The organism is Ignavibacteriota bacterium, assembly GCA_016713565.1.
Classification (GTDB): domain Bacteria; phylum Bacteroidota; class Ignavibacteria; order Ignavibacteriales; family Melioribacteraceae.
In genome coordinates, this window is sequence record JADJOX010000001.1 from 393,151 (window position 1) to 419,412 (window position 26,262).

Annotated in this window: 18 protein-coding genes; 11 read left to right on the plus strand and 7 right to left on the minus strand. The window is 30.6% G+C overall.

The features are described 5' to 3' along the window. Positions 1-8: 8 nt before the first annotated feature. From IPK06_01640 to IPK06_01680, 9 genes are all read left to right on the plus strand, one after another. On the plus strand, positions 9-1,238 hold the full coding sequence (locus IPK06_01640; protein ID MBK7978718.1) for a hypothetical protein: 1,230 nt from the start codon (positions 9-11) through the stop codon (positions 1,236-1,238). Positions 1,239-1,258: 20 nt separating this feature from the next. After that, positions 1,259-2,356 carry a hypothetical protein gene (locus tag IPK06_01645; GenBank protein MBK7978719.1) on the plus strand — a complete coding sequence of 366 codons (1,098 nt, stop codon included), beginning with the start codon at positions 1,259-1,261 and terminating at the stop codon, positions 2,354-2,356. A 719-nt stretch (positions 2,357-3,075) separates the two neighbouring features. Beyond that, entirely contained in the window at positions 3,076-3,933 is an 858-nt protein-coding gene (locus IPK06_01650) for a class II fructose-bisphosphate aldolase (GenBank protein MBK7978720.1), read from the plus strand. Position 3,934: 1 nt separating this feature from the next. Beyond that, positions 3,935-4,876, plus strand: a complete 942-nt coding sequence (locus tag IPK06_01655) for a carbohydrate kinase family protein (protein ID MBK7978721.1) — start codon at positions 3,935-3,937, stop codon at positions 4,874-4,876. Between the two features lie 7 nt (positions 4,877-4,883). After that, complete coding sequence (locus tag IPK06_01660) at positions 4,884-5,441, plus strand: D-lyxose/D-mannose family sugar isomerase (protein MBK7978722.1); 558 nt, start codon at positions 4,884-4,886, stop codon at positions 5,439-5,441. Between the two features lie 1,036 nt (positions 5,442-6,477). Then, a complete protein-coding gene (locus IPK06_01665; protein MBK7978723.1) occupies positions 6,478-9,444 on the plus strand; it encodes a TonB-dependent receptor in 2,967 nt (988 codons plus the stop codon). Between the two features lie 78 nt (positions 9,445-9,522). Beyond that, positions 9,523-12,438, plus strand: a complete 2,916-nt coding sequence (locus IPK06_01670) for a T9SS type A sorting domain-containing protein (GenBank protein ID MBK7978724.1) — start codon at positions 9,523-9,525, stop codon at positions 12,436-12,438. A gap of 106 nt (positions 12,439-12,544) precedes the next feature. Then, entirely contained in the window at positions 12,545-13,930 is a 1,386-nt protein-coding gene (locus tag IPK06_01675; protein ID MBK7978725.1) for a DUF1080 domain-containing protein, read from the plus strand. An 84-nt stretch (positions 13,931-14,014) separates the two neighbouring features. Then, complete coding sequence (locus IPK06_01680) at positions 14,015-14,761, plus strand: glycerophosphodiester phosphodiesterase (GenBank protein MBK7978726.1); 747 nt, start codon at positions 14,015-14,017, stop codon at positions 14,759-14,761. A 76-nt stretch (positions 14,762-14,837) separates the two neighbouring features. Here IPK06_01680 and IPK06_01685 read toward each other — a convergent pair whose 3' ends face one another. The 6 genes from IPK06_01685 to IPK06_01710 all read right to left on the minus strand — a co-directional run bounded on the left by IPK06_01685 (position 14,838) and on the right by IPK06_01710 (position 23,053). Continuing rightward, positions 14,838-15,545, minus strand: coding sequence for an aquaporin family protein (locus IPK06_01685; protein ID MBK7978727.1), 708 nt, complete (start codon positions 15,543-15,545; stop codon positions 14,838-14,840). Positions 15,546-15,555: 10 nt separating this feature from the next. Continuing rightward, positions 15,556-17,115, minus strand: coding sequence for a glycerol-3-phosphate dehydrogenase/oxidase (locus tag IPK06_01690; GenBank protein ID MBK7978728.1), 1,560 nt, complete (start codon positions 17,113-17,115; stop codon positions 15,556-15,558). Positions 17,116-17,130: 15 nt separating this feature from the next. Then, positions 17,131-18,621, minus strand: coding sequence for a glycerol kinase GlpK (glpK, locus tag IPK06_01695; GenBank protein ID MBK7978729.1), 1,491 nt, complete (start codon positions 18,619-18,621; stop codon positions 17,131-17,133). Between the two features lie 254 nt (positions 18,622-18,875). Continuing rightward, positions 18,876-20,804 carry a hypothetical protein gene (locus IPK06_01700; protein MBK7978730.1) on the minus strand — a complete coding sequence of 643 codons (1,929 nt, stop codon included), beginning with the start codon at positions 20,802-20,804 and terminating at the stop codon, positions 18,876-18,878. A 473-nt stretch (positions 20,805-21,277) separates the two neighbouring features. Then, entirely contained in the window at positions 21,278-21,991 is a 714-nt protein-coding gene (locus tag IPK06_01705; GenBank protein ID MBK7978731.1) for an NAD(P)H-binding protein, read from the minus strand. Positions 21,992-22,168: 177 nt separating this feature from the next. Continuing rightward, entirely contained in the window at positions 22,169-23,053 is an 885-nt protein-coding gene (locus IPK06_01710; GenBank protein ID MBK7978732.1) for a cation transporter, read from the minus strand. 334 nt (positions 23,054-23,387) lie between these two features. Between IPK06_01710 and IPK06_01715 the strand changes: the two genes are divergently transcribed. Together IPK06_01715 and IPK06_01720 are read left to right on the plus strand one after the other, a co-directional pair. Then, the gene (locus IPK06_01715) at positions 23,388-23,912 is read left to right on the plus strand and encodes a hypothetical protein (protein MBK7978733.1); all 525 of its coding nucleotides are present in this window, start codon (positions 23,388-23,390) and stop codon (positions 23,910-23,912) included. Positions 23,913-24,011: 99 nt separating this feature from the next. Beyond that, positions 24,012-24,545 carry a hypothetical protein gene (locus IPK06_01720; GenBank protein MBK7978734.1) on the plus strand — a complete coding sequence of 178 codons (534 nt, stop codon included), beginning with the start codon at positions 24,012-24,014 and terminating at the stop codon, positions 24,543-24,545. A 40-nt stretch (positions 24,546-24,585) separates the two neighbouring features. Here the strand turns inward: IPK06_01720 and IPK06_01725 are convergent, their stop codons facing one another. After that, on the minus strand, positions 24,586-26,208 hold the full coding sequence (locus tag IPK06_01725; GenBank protein MBK7978735.1) for a PAS domain S-box protein: 1,623 nt from the start codon (positions 26,206-26,208) through the stop codon (positions 24,586-24,588). Positions 26,209-26,262 lie beyond the last annotated feature (54 nt).

Below are 26,262 nucleotides of genomic sequence, written 5' to 3' on the forward strand. Positions count from 1 at the left end.
TATTTGAAATGATAAATAAAATAAAATTTCTTTCAATATTAATATTTTTACCAATTATATTGTTTTCACAAAGCTACGCACCCATGAAATCAATTCAAAAGTTTGGAGTTTTACCTGAAAATAACGGAACTGTAAATAAAATAAATCTTCAAAAAGCAATAGATTGGGCTGCTTCACAAGGTGCGGCATTATTTGTAGAACCGACAGAACAGCCGTATCTTATAGACGGCGGTATAATTCTAAAGCAGAACGTATCATTGATTGGCGTGCACGGACCGGTAGGCAGAGGAACATGTGACAAGGAAAGAAAACATCCTGTTGGCAGTGTTTTTCAAATTGAAGATGAAAAAAATGTTTTTATTACTGTTGAAGGGTCGACACAAATAAAAGGAATCCAATTCTGGTATCCAAATCAAACGGTCACAGATCTAAATAAAATTATTGAATATTTACCTACAATTCAGGTAAGTCATAAAAGTAATGTAAACGGTGTTACGTTATCATGCCTTACTTTTTACGGTGAATACATTGCAATGGATTTTAGTGCCTTGCAAGAACATCCTTGCGAACAGATATTATTTGAGCATTGCTACGGTTATCCGCTGAGCGGTCAATTTATTAAAATTGATAGGTGCTATGATATTCCAAGAATTCTGCATTGTCATATAAATCCGGCAAATATGTCATATTTAAACAGAAGCTTCTCTAAAAATGTAATTGATGCAGTTGTTGCAAAAAAGACATTTGCTTATTTTATTGATAATACAGATAATGCGCAAATAATTGATGTCTTTACTTTCGGAACTTACGGCGGAATTTATCTTGGTGAAGCAACATATGGTCAAATGACAAATTTTAACTTTGATTGTGTTACTGTTGGAATTTATAAACTTGGAAATAATAACAAAAACCGAAATTGGCAAATAGCTCAGGGTTCGATAATTGCAAATACAGGCGATGATATTAATAATGTGCACCCAATTGTAATTGAAGGACTAGGACACACTTCTTTTACAAATGTTGAAGCGTTTTCCGGTTTAAACGGTGCTCTGAGTACATTCGAAGCATCAAAAGATTTTATGTTAGTAAAAGGAAATGAAAAACTTACAATTTCTCTGTATGGATGCAGAATGTGGGGTTACACTGCTGATAAACCACTAACCATCGAAAATCCGAACGCAATTATACAGGCAACGGATTGTTTGGACAAAAATGAGAACCCGTTTAATATGCATTAACATATTTGTGAAGTGATAAAATGAAAAAAACAATATTGTTGATAATTGTAATTAACTCAATTAACTTTTCTCAGTTTTTGGATAAAAGTTCAAGAATAATTCCTGCGGATAAAATAATAAATTATTCTGATAATCGACCATCGGCAAAATTCAGAATGAATGCTGAAGATGCCGGAATTGTTTTTAAACACGGTATGGGTCCGGATAGTTGTGATTATTTAGGTGCTCGAGATATATGGGTCTGGAAATTTGAAAGTAATTATTATATGCATTATGATGGAGCTGGACCAAAAGGTTGGCTTACATGTCTTGCAGTTAGTAAAGATTTACAAAACTGGGTTTCCAAAGGAAAAATTATTGACTTTGGTAAACCCGGCAGTGCAGATTGCGCATCTTCCTCTTATGGTACTGTGTACAAAGATGGTGATAAATGGCATATGTTTTATCTTGGAACTCCGAATACATCAGGTCCTCCGGAATATGTTCCTTCTTTTCCATACTTGACCATGAAAGCTGAGAGCAATTCATTGTTTGGACCATGGCAAAAAAAATACAATATAACTCCTTTTGTAAATGAACCAAAAACTTATTATTCAGCAACTTCAAGCCCTGGATGCATAATAAAACATGGCACAGAGTATTTAATGTTCTTTTCTGCCGGAACAGACAAGCCAATTAAGAGAACAATTGGAATTGCAAGAACCAAAAATCTTGATAGGAGTTGGGATATTGATAAAAATCCAATTGTTCCTTTAGAAGAACAAATTGAAAATTCATCTATTTATTATGAAGAGCATAACAAGACATATTTTTTATTTACAAATCATGTTGGATTAAATAACAATAGAGAATATACAGATGCAGTATGGGTTTACTGGACAAATGACATTAATCATTGGAATGTGATGAATAAAGCGGTTGTACTTGATTCATTAAATTGTAAATGGTCAAAAATAATTGGACTACCATCTGTAATTCAAGTTGGTAAACGATTAGCAATACTATACGACGGCAAATCTGATTTTGGTAAATCGGTTGATATTAAAACTCATATAAATCGTGATATTGGTTTAGCCTGGCTAAATTTACCGCTAATTCCTCCAATTAAAAAAAAATAATTATTACCTAAAAGTATTAAAGATTATTTAAGTTTAATCCATTATATAATTTATAAGTTAATAAATATAGTCGCTTTATCGCCGGATATTGCTATTATTTATGCAAATTAAAATGTTATGAGAATTTATATTGGAAACAAATCTCACTGCTAAAAAAAACTATTTACGGATGGATTAGATTGTTAATTTCAATATTAAAGCACAACAACTCAAAAAAATGCCTTCACAAATTCATTTATTTATGATAAATATCACTGATTTGAGAATGAAGAAAAAAGTTCTTTACAAATAGGCAGCATAATTATACAAATAAGAATTAGAAATATTACTCTTAAACCCAAATTGTAAACCTACGAACAAGTTAATATTTCCTTATAATATTATCTTTAATAGATAATTAAGAAATTCACATTAACAATAAAATCCAATATAGAAATTATAATCTTATTTTATAGTTACAGACTTTATTATTAGGAAATAATTTATAATTAAAATAGTCTTAGTTGAGTTACTTGCAATTTTTTTAACAAACATACTTTTTGTACTTAGTAATGATTTGATTATGATTGTGAATAAATGTGAATTTTGGTGTGTAATTCTTTCACATTTCATTGATTTGGAATTTGTTTCTTCCAATAATTCAAAAGAAAAGAATAAAAATTTGCTGTAAGTAAGTTTATAAGATCCAAACGAAATTTAAAAAGAGGAGTTTTCAAAAAATGCCGCTAGTGAATTTAAAAACAATTTTAGCCGAAGCGGAATTAAAGTCCAATGCAGTCGCAATGTTTGATGTTGTTGGAACTGATAGTCTAAAAGCTATTATTAAGGGCGCAGAAGAATGCAATTCTCCAGTTATTATTGCTTTGGCAGAAGTTCATATGCCATATGCTCCGCTTGAATTAATCGCTCCTTTAATGATCGACGCGGCAAAAAGGTCATCAGTTCCTGTGGCTGTGCATTTAGATCATGGAATTAATTATGAGACTATTATAAAGGCTATGAACTTAGGGTTTACTTCAGTAATGTTTGATGGTTCAATTCTTGATTTTGAAGAAAATCTCTCGAAAACAAAAGAGATTGTAAAAGTGGCAAAAGCTCTAAATATTTCTGTAGAAGCAGAACTGGGTCATGTTGGAGGCAGTGAAGGCGGTGGCGAGGATAACTATAAAGAATATTACACTGATCCTGATTTGGCTGAAAAATTTGTTGCTAAAACAGGTATAGACGCGCTTGCTGTAGCTATTGGAACAATTCATGGGGAATATTTTAAAGAACCATGCTTAGATTTAAACAGATTATCTAAAATTCATAGTAAAGTAAATATTCCGCTTGTACTTCATGGAGGTTCTGGACTTTCTAATAATGACTTTAATGAATGTATTTCACGAGGTATTAGAAAGATAAATATATTTACAGAAATGTCATTTGCGGCAGCAGAAGGAGTAAGAAAATATCTAAATGAAAATAAAAAAGTTCATTGTTTTGAATATTCCGAATTTGCTGAAAAGTGTATGAAGGATGTTGTTAAAGAAAAAATAACTTTGTTTGGACTTACAAAAAACTATAGTGAGGCTTAAATTGCACGAAATTACATGTCTTGGCATTATCGTTGCCGATGTGATAGCTAAGGCTGTTGATAAATTGCCTAAAGAGGGTGAGCTAGATATTGTAGAACAAATTGAAATGCATTTGGGCGGGTGCGCAGCTAATTGTTCGGTTGATCTTGAATTAATTGGAGTAAAAACCGCCGTTATTGGAAAAGTTGGTGAAGATGGACTTGGTTCATTTGTAATTGGTAATATGAAATATAATGGCGTTAATGTGAATGGTATTTCAATTAGCAAAACAAGTAAAACTTCGGCTTCTATTGTATTAGTTAATTCTAAAAGTGAACGGTCGTTTATACATCAACTTGGCGCAAATGCAGATTTTACAATGGAGGATATTGACTTATCAATAATTCTCAATTCTAAAATATTGTTTGTTGCAGGTGCTTTATTAATGCCGAAATTTGATGGAGATTCTACCGCTAATTTATTAAAAATGGTTAGCGAGTCCGGGATAATTACAGTAATGGATACCGCGTGGGATTCGACTGGTAAATGGATGAAATTAATTGAACCTTGTTTGCCTTTTTTAGATTATTTTATTCCGAGTTTTGAAGAAGCAGAAATGCTTACGGATAAACATGAACCTGAAGAAATTGCAAACGTATTTTTAAAAGGAGGAGTTAAAACAGTTGTTATTAAACTTGGTTCAATGGGCTGTTTTATTAAGAATCGAAACGGTGAAAAATTCTTTATTGATGCATTTAAAGGAATTGATGTTGTTGATACAACAGGCGCGGGAGATGCGTTTGCCGCTGGATTTATTACCGGTTTATTAAAGGGCTGGGATCTTAGATTTTGCGGGCAATTTGCTAACGCAGTTGGCGCTCATTGCGTAATGAAGGTTGGAGCAACCTCCGGAATAAAAAAAATGGATGAAATCATAAATTTTATTAATTATCACAATAAATGAGGAATTTATGTTAAGTAAATCGGAATTTATATCCGCTAGAGAAAGAGCGTTAATCTATTTTACGAAAGCTGGAATTGTTCTTTCAGATTCTGAAAAAGAAAACATAGAAGTTGCCGATTTTGGCTTGGGTAAACTAAATGAAATTGGTCTTGAAATTCTAGTTTATGTAAATACTGAAAGATGTTGTGCAAAAGAGCTTGTACTTTTTCCTTATCAAATTTGCCCGGAGCATAAGCACCCGGATATAAACGGCAAAGAAGGAAAAGAAGAAACATTTAGATGCAGGTTTGGTAAAGTGTATCTTTATATCGATGGCGAACCTTCGAAAAATATTTCTTGTAAATTGCCTAAAGGACAAGAAAATAATTTTACCGTAAAAAAGGAAATTATCTTAAATCCCGGTGATCAGTATACTCTTAATCCTGGAATTCTTCATTGGTTTCAAGCAGGAGAAGAAGGTGCTATAATTTCAGAATTTTCAACTAAAAGCAGTGACGAGTTTGATTATTTCACTGATCCAAAAATTCGTAGAATTCCAGAAATAGAAGATGTAAATAATTTTTAATTATCATTGAAAATTTCAAGCGGAATCCTATATCATCTTGTAAAGAATCCGTTATCAGATTTAATTTACTTGTTTTTGAAAAAAATCATGATAAAGTTTTTATCATACAAAAGATATTTTATAATATTAGTTAAAACATTGGGTTTAGTCGAAAATTATTAAACTAATTCTAATATTAATGAGTACTATTAAAGATTACTCGGATGTAAAAATTTTTTAATTATAGATGTACAAGTATTTTAGCGCTTATTTATGAAGATAGTAAGTTAAATGTTGGGATTTTAGGAAAAGTTGTTTTTGTGGTCATTCTGTTGACATAATGAAAGATTTTTTTATAAAACTTCAAAATGAAACGCGAAATAGTAACCCTTGTGGCTTTAAATGTCTAACTGAAAGTACAAGTCCAAAACTCACATTTGATGTAAAAATATAAATTTGATTTGTTTAGAAATTATCTTCAGGAATTCGTCTTAAATTATCCTAAATAATGTTGAAGAAATTGATTTATATAAATTAAAACTTCTCTTTGATGAAAATGAGCGGATATTAATTAAATAATAAATCAATGCAAATTGTTTTGTCAAATAATTGTTTACGTATAAATATGATAACATTGTCGAATTTAACACTTTCAAAAAAAGTAATTTTTGGCATTATTGAGTTTTAAAATAAGGCTAAATATTATTTTCTTTAAAATACTTCACTCAATTTTTTGTATAAATTATTTCAAACTTTCCAGCCTAGTTTATAACAACATATCAAAAATACAAATCGCAGTTATTAAAATAATATTTCAGTATTGAGTTACAATTGATGGTTCTTAGCGCATAATATTTTGATTTCGTGATTTTTAAAATAATAAAACATATAACCAAATAATTTGAACTCCAATACCAGAACCAATTTTAATTATTAATTATTTTATCCTCTAATTTGCTAATAAATAAATTAAGTATCCAATAGAGAAATAACTCTTAAAATATTTTGTATAGGAAATAAAAATTCTAAGGCTTATTCATTACATAAGGATTAAACCATGAAATTGAATTACCATCGTTGCAAATTAAATTTCACCACAGGACTTTTAACAGTGATTATCCTGCTTAATAGTTCAAATTTTCATTTCCTATATTCGCAGTCAAATTCAGGGCGCCTGCAAGGAAAGATTGTTGATGCCTCCGCAAATCAACCATTGCCTGGCGCCAATGTTTTTTTAGAAGGGACTGCAATTGGAAGTTCTTCAAATTTGGACGGAGAATATAGAATTCCCAGTATATCTCCGGGGAAATATTTGGTTGTAGTCTCATATATTGGTTATGTAAAACAATCAATTCCAATAGAAATTCTGGCAAATAAAACCATTAGTTTAGATATCAAACTGCAATCAGCCCTTTTTGAATTGGGAGAAGTTGTAACCATTACCGGTCAGCTTGAAGGACAAGCTCAAGCAATTAATCAACAAGTTACATCAGATCAAATTGTAAACGTGGTTTCCGAACAAAAAATTAAGGAATTACCAGATGCCAATGCCGCTGAGTCTGTTGGAAGGTTGCCCGGGGTCGCAGTTCAACGTGATGGAGGAGAAGCATCAAAGCTAATGATTCGCGGTTTGGATCCAAAGTTTGCAAATATTACCGTAAACGGAATTCAAATTCCTGCCACAGGAGCGGAAAGAAGAGATGTTGATCTAAGTTTAATATCTCAAAGTACTTTGTCTGGAATTGAATTATACAAAGCATTGACGCCAGATCAAGATGCAGATGCAATTGCGGGAGTTGTAAACCTTGTAACCGGTAAAGCCAAACCTCAGCAAAAAATTACAATTGATCTTTTTGGAATTTATAGCGGTTTAACTGAATCCGCAAAACAATATAAAGCTTCTGCACAATATAGCAACAGATTCTTTGAAAATTTACTTGGTTTGCAAGCTGGGTTAAATACTGAAAAAAGAGATAGAAGCAGGGAATTACATACAGATGGTTGGACGGTTCCTGCAAATGAGGATTATAAGATTAACAGTCTTACCGTACAATTTGATGATGAAACCAGAAAAAGATACGGCGGAAATTTAAATTTGGATATTAACACAGGCGATGATGGCAATATTAAGTTTATTAATTTCTATAGTTATACTTCGCGAGATAGATTTACAAGTAATAGAAATTATACAGTTGACGGAACGGTAACATATATTGGACAAGCTGCGGATTATAATATATCGACTTTGAATAATTCTCTTGTTGGGGAAAATCATTTAAGTTCACTTAAAATAAACTGGGCTTTTGCACATGCCTATTCTGAAGCCAAAACACCATTTGACCATACAATGAGATTTTATGAAAGTAAGTCAACAACTTCTGGAATGCAGAATATTGACGACACACATGTTCTTAAACTTCCGGGAAAAAATTTAATTGGTTATGCATTTAATGCATTTGATAAAGCAACATTGGATCGTGGTTTTTTTCATACAGAATCTAATAATGAAAGAAATTATGACGCTAAAATTGATTTAGAATATCCATTTGAAATTAGCAATAGTTTTGCGGGAATTATTAAAGCCGGTTACAAATTTAGAGAAAAAACAAGGAATCGAAATTACAACGAAAAAGAAAGTATATACTATTTAAGAGGTATTTATGATTATTACAGAGATGATAATGGAAATATTGTAGAAAAAGATTGGACTAATTCATACTGGCCAAACCATCCCAAAGCTTTATTAACCGATTATTTAGCTGGTCCTCCTTATGATACGCGTTCAATAGACGGAGGCTATTTGTTAAATCCATTAATTGATGAAGAAAGAATTAGAAGCTGGTACGAATTTAATAAATATGGCATAAATGAAACCGGAAAAAGTAATGAATATTATAATCAATTAGTAAGTGTGAGAAATATCTATTCGGTTACCGAAAATGTTCAGGGCAGTTATTCAATGATTAAATTGAATGCAGGTCAAATATTAACTTTAATCGGCGGAATTAGATATGAAATTGAAAACAATGACTATACAGGAAAATTTGCCCCTAGAATATTAGGCGAATTTGAAGGACAAGCGGGAAATGTAAAAGATACGACATCTAATTTTAAAAAAGAATATTGGTTGCCAAATGCTCATTTAAAGATCTCCCCTTTAGATTGGTTAGATTTAAGATTTGCTGTCAGTAAATCAATTTCAAGACCGGATTATTTAATGAGAATGCCTTCACTTTATATAAACAATCAAACACAAGAAATTACGAGTGGAAATCCGTATTTAAAACCTGCCATATCATGGAACTATGATGCCAATATTTCTTTTTATGTAACTCAATATGGACTACTAACATTATCAGGGTTCAGCAAAAATATAAATAATATTTTTTATTGGCTGAACGACATTAAATTGCTTACTGACAATGATGCAATTGAACAAGGGTTGCCGCTATCCGAATATGGACCATTCAGACAATATTCACTTGATAAACCTGTTAATACTGATAATACTAAAGTTTGGGGTTTTGAAGTAGATTTGCAGTCGCATTTAAGCTTTTTGCCCGGTCTTCTTCAAAATATTGTTGTCAGTGCCAATTATTCTATAATAATGTCGGAAACAATTTACCCTAGATTTAAATTAGTTCAACCGACGGGTTTCCCACCAAAACCACCAATAGCAACATACTTTTATACTAAAAGAGAATTAAATGGACAAACAGATTATACAGCTAATTTAACTGTTGGTTATGATTACAAAGATTTTTCTGCCAGAGTCTCCGGATACTTTCAAGGGCCGTACCTTGCATATATAAGTAATTTGGAAAATCAAGATCAGTATCAAAAAGCTTTTTCTCGTTGGGATCTTGCAATCAAACAAGTAATTACAGAAAATATTACGGTTTTTGGTAACGTTAATAATTTTACAAACACTATTGAAGGTGGATACTTAAGTTTTAAAAATCTTGATATTGGAGGTTATTTATATGGTATTAGTGCGGATTTGGGTATTCAACTAAATCTTTAATTTAAAAATTAAATAAAATTAAAAACTTACATTTTGATATTTATAAAGTAAAAACATCAATAACACAAAGGAGTAAATATGAAAAGAAACAGATTACGTTTTTATTCAATTATAATTTTCCTGTCTCTCATAGTAATATCAACAACATGGGGACAAGAGAGAATTATAGAAGAAAATGAAGGATTTGTAAATCAAATAATTTTGGGAGATACACTTGCAGACGGTTCTCAAGCACATAACGTATATATTTTTAAAAGAGGGGCAAAATACTTTGTAAATGGTCAAATTAGTAATGTGGGATTTATAATTACGTTAAAAGCAGAATCAGGAACAGGAACATTGCCAATAATAAGAAATTGGCCGGATGCAAATGGTGAATTAGGAAGAATATTGGATGCAAATGATGATGCATATGTCTATAATTTGTATTTAGATGGTATGGGTCCCGACTTAACAACAACAGAACCGGATCCTTTATACACAATGAACGGACAGTTGTTAAGAGCAGGCGCGGCAGGAAAAGTTTTAGTAGTAGATGGCTGTGTACTAAATAATGTAGGACAAACAATAATACGCTCAAATAGCGGAGCAAGAAAAGTACAAGTAACAAACTCAATAATAGCAAATGCGGGACAATTATCACGGGATAATTTAGGAAATGGAAGAATAATAGATTTTCGTAATGGCATAACAGATACAGTAATATTCAGAAATTGTACAATGGTAAATAGTTATGACAGGTTAATAAGACACTATGGAGCTGCCGCAAATTCAAATACAGCCTATGTAAATTATTTGGAATTAGATCATAACACGATAGTTCATAATACAGGAGCTTATGGATTTATCTATTTAGGCGATATAAGCGGAAGTGTAAAGATCACAAATAATTTATTTTATAACCCAATGACATTAGGAGTAGATCCAGCCGACCAGCAAAGGTTTGCAGAAATATCCTCAATAAGTGAAGTTGGTCCAGATGGAAATCCGGTAAATCCATTGATAATAGAACAGCCGAATGATTTATATAATCCAACATATTTGATGAGTAATAACATAATAGCATACGATCAAACAGTAAAAGAATATATGACGGCAAATAATGTTACACCGGCTCCGGCATTAGCTCCTAGGTTAGCGTCAAAAGTAACTGGCAGCACACCGTTTACTGATGCAGAAGTAACCTTGACCAATATACCAAATGTGATGATAGAAGTAATGAATTGGTATCGACCATTGGCAGTAGCCCAATTAGCCGGAGGAATGATAACGACAACTGAAGTGGATATGGATAGAAGAAACGCAGAATATTGGTTAAATGAATTGGACGCATCATACACAACAAGCAATCCGGCATTTATCGGTACAGATGGCAAGCCAATTGGCGCAGATTGGGGAAGTAAAGTAAACCAAGAACAAGTAGTTTGGAATGAGAAAGTTATAGAAGAAAATGAAGGATTTGTAAATCAAATAATTTTGGGAGATACACTTTCAGACGGTTCTCAAGCACATAACGCATATATTTTTAAAAGAGGCGCAACTTATTTTGTAAATGGACAAATTAGCAATATTGGTTTTGAGATAAAATTAGCAGCAGAATCAGGAACGGGAACATTGCCAATAATAAGAAATTGGCCGGATGCAAATGGTGAATTAGGAAGAATATTGGATGCAAATGATGATGCATATGTCTATAATTTGTATTTAGATGGTATGGGTCCCGACTTAACAACAACAGAACCGGATCCTTTATACACAATGAACGGACAGTTGTTAAGAGCAGGCGCGGCAGGAAAAGTTTTAGTAGTAGATGGCTGTGTACTAAATAATGTAGGACAAACAATAATACGCTCAAATAGCGGAGCAAGAAAAGTACAGGTAACAAACTCAATAATAGCAAATGCGGGACAATTATCACGGGATAATTTAGGAAATGGAAGAATAATAGATTTTCGTAATGGCATAACAGATACAGTAATATTCAGAAATTGTACAATGGTAAATAGTTATGACAGGTTAATAAGACACTATGGAGCTGCCGCAAATTCAAATACAGCCTATGTAAATTATTTGGAATTAGATCATAACACGATAGTTCATAATACAGGAGCTTATGGATTTATCTATTTAGGCGATATAAGCGGAAGTGTAAAGATCACAAATAATTTATTTTATAACCCAATGACATTAGGAGTAGATCCAGCCGACCAGCAAAGGTTTGCAGAAATATCCTCAATAAGTGAAGTTGGTCCAGATGGAAATCCGGTAAATCCATTGATAATAGAACAGCCGAATGATTTATATAATCCAACATATTTGATGAGTAATAACATAATAGCATACGATCAAACAGTAAAAGAATATATGACGGCAAATAATGTTACACCGGCTCCGGCATTAGCTCCTAGGTTAGCGTCAAAAGTAACTGGCAGCACACCGTTTACTGATGCAGAAGTAACCTTGACCAATATACCAAATGTGATGATAGAAGTAATGAATTGGTATCGACCATTGGCAGTAGCCCAATTAGCCGGAGGAATGATAACGACAACTGAAGTGGATATGGATAGAAGAAACGCAGAATATTGGTTAAATGAATTGGACGCATCATACACAACAAGCAATCCGGCATTTATCGGTACAGATAGCAAGCCAATTGGCGCAGAATGGGGAAGCGTTATTACAAGTATTGAAAGCAATATAAATGAAATTCCTGTTTCATATATGTTGAATAATAATTATCCTAATCCATTCAATCCAACAACAACAATTAGTTTTGGCTTACCGGAAAAATCAATTGTTAGCTTAAGCGTTTTTAATATATTAGGACAAAAAGTTTTTGAATTAAAAGAGCAGAATTTATCTTCAGGAATTCATTCTTATAATTTTGATGCATCTCAACTTACTAGCGGTATTTATATTTATACAATCAATGCAACTGGTATTGATGGCCAAAATTTTGTTTCTTCTAAAAAGATGACATTATTGAAATAATCTGATATTAATCTAAAGTTCCTCCATTAAAATTAATTTTGATGGAGGAATTCTTATTTAAATTATGAACCAATTCTAAAATTAATAATTAAGGGTAAACAATTAAGTGAAATCGAAAATAGTTTTTTGTTTAATATTATTTATAAGTGTTTTCAAAATCAGCTTAGCGCAAAATGGTTGGGTTCCTCTTTTTAATGGTGAGAATCTGCAAGGTTGGAAAGTTGTTGATGGTGAAGCTAATTTCGAAGTTGTTGAAGGCGTAATTGTAGGTACATCAAAATTCAATTCTCACAATACTTTTTTAGTTACCGAAAATGAGTTTGATAATTTTGTATTGGAGTTTGATGTTTTAATTGATGAAGAATTAAATTCCGGAGTTCAGATTAGAAGTGCAAAATCTCCTGAAATAAATGGCGGCAGCGTTTATGGATATCAAGTCGAAATAGATCCATCAAAAAGGAGTTGGTCCGGAGGAATTTACGATGAAGGAAGAAGGGGCTGGCTTTATAATTTAGAATGCAATCAAAATGGTAAAAAAGCTTTTCAAAATGGTAAATGGAATAAATACAAAGTTGAAGCAATGAATGAAAACATTCGAGTTTGGGTTAACGGAATTCAAACTTCAGATTTAATTGATGATTTGAGTCCAAAAGGAATAATTGCTCTGCAAGTTCATAGTATAGATAAAGAAGAATTAAATGGCAGAAAAGTAAAATTTAAAAATGTTAGAATCAAAAACATAGATTTGCAAAAAGAAATTGCACATGAAAATAACCCAATTAGACAAATCAGTTATCTTTCAAATAAATTGACAAAAAGAGAAATTTCAGAAGGATGGAAATTACTTTGGGATGGGGAAACTACTAACGGATGGCGTGGAGCCAAAATGGAACATTTTCCCGAAAAAGGATGGCAAATAAAAAATGGAATTTTAACAGTTTTAGATAGTGGCGGATATGAATCTAGAAATGGCGGAGACATTGTTACCGTTAAAAAATATAAGAATTTTGAATTGGAAGTTGATTTCAAATTAACAAAAGGCGCGAATAGCGGAATTAAATATTTTGTAAATACAGAACTTAATTTAGCCGAAGGTTCCGCAATCGGCTGTGAATATCAAATATTAGATGATGAATTTCATCCGGATGCTAAATTAGGAGTAAATGGAAACAGAACACTTGCATCTTTATACGATTTGATTTCTCCCAATGCTTTACTTTATGCGCCGAATGAAAATAATGCTAAAAGAGTAAATAAGTATGGATGGAATAGAGCTAAAATTGTTGTTAATAAAAATCATGTTGAGCATTATCTCAATGGAATTAAAGTTGTTGAATATGAACGTAATAATCAAGTATGGGAAGCTTTAGTTGATTATAGTAAATACAAAGATTGGCCGAATTTTGGAGATTTTGAAGAAGGACATTTATTATTGCAAGATCATGGAAATGAAGTATATTATAGAAATATAAAAATTAAAGAATTAAACTAATCTATTGATTTTTAAGTTTAGGAAGTCAATCCTATATTGTAAGGTAAATTATTTGTGATATTAATAGTTTTATTAAATTTATTTATGAATTTTAGTTTTAATCAAAAAGACTTTGTTTCAATTACTGCACATAGAGGTGCATCCGGTTATGCTCCGGAGAATACTATGTCCGCCTTTACGACTGCTATTATTATGGGTTCAAATTATATTGAACTGGATGCACAAGAAACTTCTGACGGAGAAATAATAATTCTTCATGATAATACATTAGAACGAACAACTGGTATTAATAAGAATATTTGGGAAGTTAGTTATTCAGAAATAAAAAATTTAGACGCTGGATATTGGTTTAATGAAAAATTTAAAAATGAACCTATTCCGAAATTATCAGATGTAATAAATAATGTAAATGGGAAAATTAAATTAAATATTGAATTGAAAACAAATGGGCATGAAAAAAAACTTGCTGAAAAAGTAGTTAAAATAGTTGAAACAATGAAATTTACTTCAGATTGTATATTAACTTCATTCGATTTTTCTCAAATCCGTAGAGTAAAGGAATTAAATCCAAATATAAAAGTAGGATATATTTTAAAATCATTACCGGAAAATATTGATGTATTTAAATCCGATATTGAAATTTTAAGTGTTCACTATAACCTTGTTAACAATGAGTTTATGGAAAAAGCAATTAAGAATAACAAAGAAGTGCATGTATGGACGGTAAATGATGAGGATGAAATGAAAAGAATAATTGATTTGGGAGTAAATAATATTATTACCAATTATCCAGATAAATTAAAAGAAATTCTTGGTCAAATTAAAAATTGATGAATATTGTTAAATTTATTTAATTTAAATATTAAATAATAATTAAAATATTTCTAATTTATATAAAACTTATCCTTTATATTATTAATAGATAAATAAGTGAAGATAAAATTGAACCTACTATTGGACCAATAACAGGGATCCATGCATATTTCCAATCGCTGTCTCCTTTATTTGCTACGGGCAGAATTGAATGCATAATTCTTGGACCCAAATCTCTTGCCGGGTTAATTGCATAGCCTGTTGTTCCACCAAGAGAGAGACCAATTGCAAAAACCAGTAATGCAACGGGCAATGCATTCAAAGATCCAATTCCAACCTCAGGCGCAGTAATTAGTAAAACTCCAAGAATAAATATAAAAGTTCCGATAATTTCGGAAAGTAGGTTATTGGCGTATGATCTTATAGCGGGTTGTGTACAAAAAACCGCTAATTTTGAATCTTTATCTTCTGTTTCTTGAAAGTATTGTTTATATTGAAGCCAAACAATAGTTGCCCCAATAAATGATCCAATCATTTGTCCTAAAATATATATTGGAACAGTATTCCATGCAAACTTTCCTGTTATAGCCAAACCAATTGTTACGGCTGGATTTAAGTGAGCTCCGCTAAATGATCCAACACAATACACAGAAACAAAAACAGCCATTGCCCATCCAAATGTGATTACAATCCAACCGGAGCCATTTCCTTTTGTTTTTTTTAATACAACATTTGCAACTACTCCATCTCCTAATGTTATTAGAAGTGCAGTACCAATAATTTCAGCTAGAAACGGAATCATAATTTCTCCATTAATTGACTAAATAATTACTCGCTAATTTACAATAGCTTAAAATTTGATTTTTTTCCCACTCTAATGATTTGTTAAGTTCCGATGAAATTATTTTAGCTATTTTAGGCGCCATTTTTATACTTTCTTCTGCATCAAGAAAAAGTGTTCTAGTTCTTCTTGCCAAAATATCTTCAACATTTCTTGCCATTTCATTTTTTATATGCCAAATAATTTCCGCTTTCGTAATTGAAAATATTTCTGATATTTTTCCAGAAAGACCTATATTATTTTCTGAAAGATTTTTAATCTCTTTCATATCTGAGCCATAAACACTTAATGGATCAGTAATATCCGCGTTATTCAAGTAGCCGTGAATTTTCAGATTTTTTGTTATTGATTGTCTTTGCTCAAGATTTCCTACCAAAACAGCTTGATCAATTGTATCTTCACCCATCTTTCTATAAGTAGTCCATTTTCCGCCGGTAATTGTTACTAATTTTGAGTCGGAAATAAATATATTATGGTCTCTTGAAATTGAAGATGTAGCTTTTTTATTTGATGATTTTACAAGTGGTCTAATTCCCGCAAAAACACTTTTTATATCCTTTCGATTTGGATATTTTGAAATATATTTCTGCAAATGTTCAAGAATAAAATCAATTTCCTTTTCTAACGCTATTGGTTCTAAAACTGCATTTTTAATTTTTGTATCCGTTGTTCCAACAATTATTTTATTGTGCCAAGGAACAGCAAATAAAACTCGACCATCTTCAGTATGAGGAATCATTATTGCAGTTTTTCCAGGAAAAAATTCTTTATTAAAAATTAAATGTATACCTTGACTATGCGTTATTATATTCTTTGTATTTGGATTATCTAATTTTAATATGTTATCTGTAAAAATTCCTGTAGCATTTATTACAACTTTAGCTTTTATAGAGTATTCTTTTTCAGATTCTTTGTCTACCGCAATTACTCCGTTTACAATTCCATTTTTTTTTATTAAAGAAACGACTTCAAAATAATTTAGTACAATTCCATTCTGCTCAACTATTGTTTGAGCTAAATTTATTGCTAATCTAGAATCATCAAATTGTCCATCTTGATAAATTATTCCACTGCGCAAACCATTAGTTTTAATATTTTGAATATGGTTAATTACTTCTTCTTTTGTTAATAATTTAGAAGCTCCTAAACTTAATTTACCCGCCAAAAGATCATATGTTTTTAACCCAATTCCATATAACGGATAGTTCCACCAATCATAATTAGGCACAATAAAATCTTGACTATGTACAAGATGAGGCGCGTTTTGCAGTAGCAGTCCTCTTTCATGTAAAGCTTCAAGAACAAGGGTTATGTTACCTTGCTGTAAATACCTTACCCCGCCATGTATTAATTTTGTACTTCTGCTGGATGTGCATTTAGAAAAATCATGCTGCTCTAAAAGTAAAGTTTTATATCCGCGAGATGCCGATTCTAACGCTGTTCCTAGTCCTGTTGCTCCTCCGCCAATTACAATTAAATCCCAAAGCTCATTTTTATTTTCAACCCTTTCCAAGAATTGCTCTCGATTCATTTGTAATACCATCCTTTACTGCAGCCAACCTTTTGATCTGATAACAGATTGCTGCCAATTATTTAAGAGTTTTTCAATATCGCTATTATCCATTTTTGGCTCAAATTTCTTACCAATAATCCATTGATTAGAAATTTCCTCTAAGTCATTCCAATAACCAATTGCCAAACCCGCCAAATAAGCTACACCAAGAGCCGTTGTTTCTGAAATCATTGGTCGAACTAGTGGAATGTTTAAAATATCGCATTGAAACTGCATTAATAAATTATTAGATGTTGCTCCGCCATCAACTCTTAATTCAGAAACTTTTATCCCAGAATCGGATTCCATAGCCTTTAGAACATCTGAAGTTTGATAGGCAATTGCTTCTAAAGCCGCACGTGCAATATGTCCTGAGTTTGTGCCTCTTGTTATTCCAACAATTATTCCCCGTGCATATTGATCCCAATGAGGAGCGCCTAATCCTGCAAACGCAGGAACTAAATAAATTCCGCCATTATCACTAACAGAATTTGCCAATTCTTCAACATTTTCCGAGCTCTTTATTATTCCCAGACCATCTCTTAACCATTGAACTACCGCTCCGGCAATAAAGATGCTGCCTTCTAAAGCATAGGTTACCTTACCATTAATTTCCCAAGCAATTGTAGTTAATAAATTATTTTTTGAAAAAATAGGTTTATCTCCTGTATTAAAAACAAGGAATCCTCCGGTACCGTAAGTGTTTTTAATCATTCCCGGTTTAATGCACATCTGACCAAATAATGCGGATTGTTGATCTCCGGCAATTCCTGAAATTGGGATTTGATTGCCAAATAAAGATCTTGAAGTTTCGCCGTAAATTTCACTCGATGATTTTACTTCAGGTAGAATATTTTTAGGAATGTTTAACAATTTTAAAATTTCATCATCCCAATCTTTTGTATGAATATTAAATAACATTGTTCTGCTTGCATTTGATATATCCGTAATGTGTTTTTTTCCATTTGTTAACTTCCAAATTAACCAGCTGTCTATTGTTCCAAATGCAAGATCGCCATTTTCTGCTTTAATTTTGGCTCCGTGAATATTCTCTAATATCCATTTTATTTTTGTAGCAGAAAAATATGCGTCTAATATAAGTCCAGTCTTTTCTTTTATTTTATTTTCATAGCCTTGCGACTTTAAGTTTGAACAAAAGTCGGACGTTCTTCTATCTTGCCAAACTATTGCGTTGTATATAGGATTTCCACTTTTTCTATCCCAAATTAAGGTTGTTTCTCTTTGATTTGTTATTCCGATAGCTGCAATTTGCTCAGAAGTGAGTCCAGCTTTTGTAATTGATTCTACAGTAACTCCGGCTTGAGTTGACCAAATTTCATTAGCATCGTGCTCAACCCATCCTGGTTGCGGATAATATTGCTTAAATTCTTTTTGTGCAACTGATATTATTTGGCCGCTTTTATTAAATATAATAGATCTTGAACTTGTTGTTCCTTGATCGATGGCTAAAATATATTTGTCCATTTTGTCCTTTAAAAATATATTTGTATAAATTCAGTTTGTTCCGTTAAGGTAATTTTCAACTTAATAAAATATTATAAATTTATTGGATAAACTTGTCTGGCAGTTCAAAATAATTGAATAATAGCAATAAATGAATAATTATATAATTGATATTATAATTATTATCTAAAGAAGAAGTTGTAATAATTATTTTAAATTAATTTTAGTTATTGCAAAAAATGTAAAATATTTTGTTACTAATATGATTCATTCAGTTAATTAAATTCTCTTTTCAAATTATAAAAATCCAGATGTAAGAATTTTGAGTTACATTTGAAATTCATAATCTTAGGCTTGATTTTAGCTTGTATATACGGAGAGTCATATCGGGTATATTTTGTAATTATTTCGGAATTATTGATTAAAAATTTACCATTATATTTTAGTTCATATTTTTGATCGCCGGAAATATATTCCAATGTCAAATCTCTTTCGTTAAATTTTATTTTATTTAATAAAATTCTTTCTATAAAATTTTTAAAAGATTTATCATCTTCTAACGAACCGGCTTCAATAATCCAAAATGTTTTATTTCCTTTTTGCAGCAGATCATTATAATTTTTCAGATTTAAAGTGAAATTATTTTTACCAATTAATGCAATATAAGCTGAATCTTTTTTTCCGAACGCATAATTTTTTGAAATATAAACGGAATCAAATAATTTTGTGGGAAAATATGCATGAGTAAAACTTAAAAGATCAAGTTCCATAATTTGTTTTTTAAGTGGAATGTTATATATGGAAAGGCTCACATTATTATTTTGAACGGAATGTGGTCTATGTCCATATCCAACCCAATAGTTTGGCGACTGAGATTTTACATTTTCATTAACTGCCGGATGTGTATGAAAAACTGCGAAGGAGTTTCCCAGATTCATTCCTGTAATATGTTGTTGATCTGCAAAAGTGCCTGGCGAATAATTTTGTATGGTGTAAAGCGAATAATCTTTTGTCCTAAATGTATAAGTATTTGCCTTTTGTATCGCAACTCCATTAGTCTGAGGGTTAAGAACATAAGCTAGAAATTTATCTAGATAAGTAATTTCAAAGAACTTAAAATCAAGATATTTAAACGAAGCTAAAAACTCATTTGAAAATAAATTATTTCCTTTAATGTATTCAATTGAATTTCTTATTATTTCATAATTGCTAAATGCCCCTGATCCCCATTGCATCATAATACTTCGTTCATCGCTTCCAAAATATCCTTCATTTTTAAACTCGGAAATATCTAAACCGTTACATTGTTTAATTATTACATTAGTTCTATCATTTCCGATTTCTTTTATTACAGTCGGAAGTTTATATTTTTTGCTTGCAACAAAGCCGTAATTCAAGTGCGGACTAAATGCTTCGTAAGGATACCAAATATGATTTATTATATTTTTGAAAGATGATTTAGGATCGCCTTTTCTATTTTTTTCATAAGCTCTTCCGCTAACGGATAAAAACATGTTCTCGTTTTTATGAGCAGCGATATCGTACATAATTAAATCCATTATTATTGAGGCTTTTTTTGAAATTTTCTCATCTTTGGCAAAGTCAATTAAATTAATTACTCCAGCTATTGTTTCATTGTAATATACATTTGAATAAAATTCCGAAAAACCAAATTTCCATTTCATTTCAAGCCAATCTAATATCCTCTTACGAGCCTTCAACATATGCTCACTTCCGGTTTTCTTGTCATTATTAAAGACTTTGTCCGGATACATTTGTCCCAGTAAATACTCTGAAGATGAAAACAATATTTGATGATTTTCGCTCCAATAACACATACCATTTTCACCCGGCTCGTCCATCCAATATCTAAAATTAAAAATAGTTTGTTCAATTTTTAATAAGACGTGTCGGGGAATATTTTCGTGATATTTATAAAGTAAACGGACGAGTGAATTTAATTTAAAGTCCGCAACATCATATTGATTTGAAATATAATCTAACGTTGTATTTAGTCTTTCCCAATTTATTAAAGTTGTCCCATTTTCTAATTCATAATAAATTTCATCAATTTCTGTTGTTATTTTATTACTTGGAAGTGATTTGTAAAATTTATAATTGTTGATTCTAATTAGATCTAAAATTGAGGTTATTATTATTAAGGATGTAATGAAAAATATGCCAAATTTAAAAACTGATTTCAAAATTTATCCAATTAAAAATTATTTATAAAATTAGTAAAAGCATAAATAACAAATTAGAAATACATGATTTAAATTTATTAGTAGTCAATATGAATGGTTTAAAAATTCCAAGTTATCAAAAGGGAATGTTGATGAACTTATTGGAAGCCACAGAACATATTTAATTATTCGATTGCCAAGTTAGATGGAGGTGGCTTATTAGGATTGGTTGTATTCTTTTAAGTATTAAGAATTTTGAAATTTATACATTCCCGGTTTATTGGCTCTGTACAATTCCGCCATTTTTCGTGATTTTATTTGTATTTATTCTATTTCCTACAAAAAAAAAGTTAAGTTATTTTATTGTAGAAAATTTACAGAATTGATTAGACGATTTTGACTAGTCTCTATTTTGTGTTGGAATATATAAAAATTCACCAACTAAATTATTGTTTATATAGCTCTCTTTTGAGACCAGATTTATTTGAATAATTTTAAACTTTATTGTAAATAACCGGTGTCTTGAATTTCCATTTATTCCACAAATCATTGTTTGTAAGTAAATCAACCATAAAATGGCTCACGTTTATTCTGCTGGTTTTGCCGGGATTAAATATTGGACTAGTCTTTTTTTGATCTAAAACTTCATATTCACTTTCAAATGATTCGTCAATAAGTGAATCGGGACGAACGGCTACCCATTCCATATTTGAATCCTTACCGATTTTATTAATTAGAAAATCAGCAGCTAACATATTATCTCTATGCGGCGGCAGAAATATTTTCAGAAGAGAAAGAATAAAAATTTCACCAAAAGTGTTTTTCTCTCCAATTTTACTGTTTGTATATCCTGTTGTATTCATTAAAATAAATTTCTTATTTAGATTCCGGCTTCGCATAATATCAAATATGTTTATAACGGTACCGAAAACAAGTTTATACGGAGGAAGAAAAATTCCTTTAAAACTTAAGTTATGTCCAAGACAGCAAATAACCGCGTCACAATCCATTATTAAATTATTGAGCTGCTCCATACTGAATTCAGTAATATTTCCCTTAACAATTTCTATGTACTGATTATCAGCGAAGTTATTGGGAATTATTGATGATTCTCTATATATAGCTTTTACTTTGTTTTCTCTTTTCAAAGCATTTTGAATAACTAATTTCCCGGTTGCTCCGCTCGCGCCTATAACAAGAACCTTCATAAAGCACCAATTTATTTATATTATTTTTAATTAAGTTAAAGAAATAGTAACAAAAATTCACTTGATATTTTTATGAGTTTAACGCTGAAAGTAAGTGTTATTAATAATTTATAATTAGATAGATAATTGAATTGTACAAATCGTAGATATATAAAATAAGTAGTTTATTAATCTCTATTAATCGTGCAGCGTTTCCAAATGCGAAGTAATTATGACTTTCTTATTTAGACTCGCTTTAATTTTGTTTTCAATTTCCGTGGCGCAATTATGAGCGTTTTCTAATAAAATGTTTTTTGGAAATAGCAAATGAAAATCAACCCAAATTGTTTCACCGCTTTCTCTAATTCTAAGTTTATGAAAATCCAATTTCTTTTCTTTTACATTTTCACTTAAAATGTTTTTAATTATCTCAACATCTTTAATGTCAACCTCATCCATTAGTCCCGCAACAGATTTTCTAATTAACGAACCGCCGGCGAATAATATATTTATTGCGGCAACTATTGCAATTATCGGATCGAAAGGAAGCCATCCGGTAAACCAAGTTAAAAGCAGACCAATTACCACTCCGAAACTTGTCCATGAATCCGTAAGCACATGCTTGCCGTTAGCTATTAAGATTAAAGAATCGGTTTTTTTTCCTTTTCGAATTAAAAATAGACCTAAGAATAAATTTATTATTGATGCAGCTATGGTAAAAAATGTTCCCTGATCGATATTTGAAATTTCAATACCGTAAATAAGTCTATTTATAGAAATGAAGATTATATACAAAGCGGCAAGAATGATTAGTCCGCCTTCAAATCCGGCAGAAAAATAAGTAATTTTTTCATGCCCGTAATTATGTTCGTCATCAGCCGGCTGTTGGCTGTACCATAAGCTGAATACCGCAAAACCCACTCCTATTATATGCACAATCGATTCTGCCGCATCGGATAAAATAGCAGATGAATTTGTTAAAAAATATGCATACCATTTTATCAAAAGCATCACAAATCCAAATGCAAAAGATAATTTTATTGCAAAGAATTTTCCTTCAACATCTTTTTCGATTTTACTCATAAAATAATTTTTAAATATTATGAATGTCAAAAACCCTTATTAAATTACAAAATTATTCAATTAAATTAGTAAAAGTATTTTTAAGTAACTTTGTTCAGCGTTAACAATTTTGCAATAACCTTATTGCAGCAATGCGCCAAAATAATTCTATAGTAAACATTTTTTCATTTTGTTAAATTGCGTTACGCCAAAAGACTCAAAATTTAGTGAGAAAAATTTTCAATTAAAATAAATGCCTTTTTGTTAATGTGAATATTAGCAGACAGTAAAAAATGATTAGCAAAGATGAAATAAAAAGCTTAAAATGCAGTTATTATATAAATGAGTATTGGTTATGAAGAAATTAATTTTTCTTATATTAATTATCTTTGTCGTTTTAAATTGCTCAGATGATAATATAACCGAAAATGAATTAGAAAAAGGATTGAACTTTTACTTACTAAGCGATACTTCTCTTACAGCATATCAGATATCCAATAAGAACATTAATGAGCTTATACTTGCGCCTAAACCGTTCATTTCATATAAAGATATGAATTATTATAAATGGACAACACACACTTTTGAAGTTAATTTAGATTTTGTAAACGAAATAAAAAAACTGTGCCACAATCGTTCAACCGTATTCGGAATTCCATTTGTTGTAACCGTTGATAAAAATAGAATTTACCTGGGCGCAATTTGGTTTTTACATTCCTCAATTTCGCCGACATTACCGCATTTTTTTGAGATTACCGGTTTTGAAGAAAATCCAGAGTTAATAATTATAAGCAGATCATGGAATACTAATGATGAAGATTTACGGTATGATCAAAGCATATACAATTCGCTTAAACAATATGGAATATTAATTGAATAAAATTCTGCCGAAATATTTTACTTGAATATATATTCAATTGATGATAATAAAATATAATTTTATTTTACGAAAATTCATTTCACATTTCAGAAAAAATAAATGGCAACAGTTTTAGAAACGAAACTTATTAGTTCATACAAAAATGAAATGATATCTTTCCTAAAATCCAATCCTCGATATTTTAATGAAGCAATGAACCTGGCGGTTTCAAATAAGCAGCCTTTCGCTTGGCGTTCGGCATTTCTGCTTTTTGACTGCATGGAAATAAACGATAAACGTGTTAAAAAAAATATTAAAACTATTATAGAATCAATTAAAGATAAAAACGACGGACATCAGCGTGAGCTGCTAAAAATTTTATATAAAATGGAAATTAATGAAAAGTATGAAGGTATTTTGTTTAATATCTGCATTGATCTTTGGGAACAAATAAATAAATCGCCATCGGTTAGAGTAACAGCTTTAAAATTTATTTTTAAGTTGATAAAAAAACATCACGAACTTTTTGATGAAATCAAATATCTTCTTCAAGATCAATATTTGGTAACTTTATCTCCTGGAGTAAAATATTCTGTTGAAAAAATGATACTGGAATTGAACGGGAAAAAAACAAACAAGTCGGAAGTAATTTAGTGAAGTAAGCAACTATTTAAATGAAGATTTTTTAAAACTTTTATGTATTGAAAATTACGGTAAATACCGAACCTATATTTTTTTCGCTTTTTACTTTTAATTCAGCATTGTTCAATTCTGCATAACTTTTTACAAGTGAAAGTCCCAAACCAATTCCTTCATATGTTCTTGTATAGCCTTGTTCTTCTTGAGAAAAAGGATCAAAAATTTTGCTAATATAATCTTGAGAAATACCTATTCCTGTATCTGTAATATCCACTTGAATGTTTCCGAATGGATTTTGCGATGACTCAATAGTAATACTGCCTTTGTTTGTATACTTAATTGCATTTTCTATTAAATTGATGAACATTTGATTTATAGAATATTGATCACAAACTAAACGCAAAGGAGATTTTGAATTTATTATTTCTAATTTTATTCCTTTGGCAAAAGCTTTTGAATGAAGTTCTTTTACAATAGGCCAAATAATATCATCTTCCAAATTAACTTCACTTAATTCAATTTTATATTTTTGATTTTGTATTCGAGATACATTAAGAATTAAATCAATTGTTCTTGTAAGTCTGTTTCCGCCGCGTTCTATATATTCAAATGTTTCAGCCAATTCAGAGGTTAATTGTCCGTTTAATTCATTTTTTATCAATGAAGAAAAACTTAATATAGAATTTAAAGGTGTTCTTATTTCATGTGAAATTTGAGCAAGAAAATCTGATTTTAATTTAACGGCATCTTCAGCTTCTTTTCTAGCTAAAACTAATTGTTCTTCATATTTTTTTCTTTCTATAACTCTGGAGATTTGATCCGCAACAAGTTCTAAAATTTCCTTATCCTCATTTGAATAATAATTTCCGGAATATTTTTTAATAACAATTGAACCTACTATTTCATGGTGAAATTTAACCGGGATCCCAATAATTGAAAGCGGACGATTTATATATTCACAAAGATTCGCATTTGAAATTAGCTCTTCTATCTCAAAACTATTTAATAAAACTGAACTTCCTACACTCTGGATATATTTAAATTCCTCAATCAGATTATGTTTTTCATCAAATTCAAATTCATTTAAATGAAAAGGAAATTCAATTTGATTTGTTTTGGAATTTAAAAGAGAAACCGCAAAGTTTTTAATGGGAATTAATTGAGTTAAATAATTATAAATCGATTCGTAAAAGTCGCAGTCAATGTCACATTGATTTATAAGGTTCGAAATTTGCAGCAGTACGGATTGAACAAGTTCATTCTTTAATCTGTTAGTTACATCAATTGCGGTCGTTATTCTTAATTTATTGCCGTCATCGTCATTTACTCTAAAATTAGTAGTTTGTACATAAAAATAAGTGCCGTTTCTATGTTTTACCTTTTCTTCAGCTTTTAGAATGCTTGTTCCGTTAAAAACTTTTAAATGATTCGAAGAAGCAACTGATTGAGAATCTTCGGAAAGTAAGTTTAAATAATCTTTTCCAACTAATTCGTTTTTTTCATATCCAAATAAATCTGCAAAATGCTTATTAATTTCAATTATTTTACCGTCAAAATTAACAATACAAATGGCAGTTTGCGATTCATTGAAAATAGATTTGAAGAAATCCACATATTTTTCGCTATTATTTTCGTCCAAATCCTTTCCGATAACTGTATTTTCTGAATTAATTTGCATTTCGTTGATTATTTTCTTTAAACATTATCGGAAATTGTCAAATGTTTTTGAGAT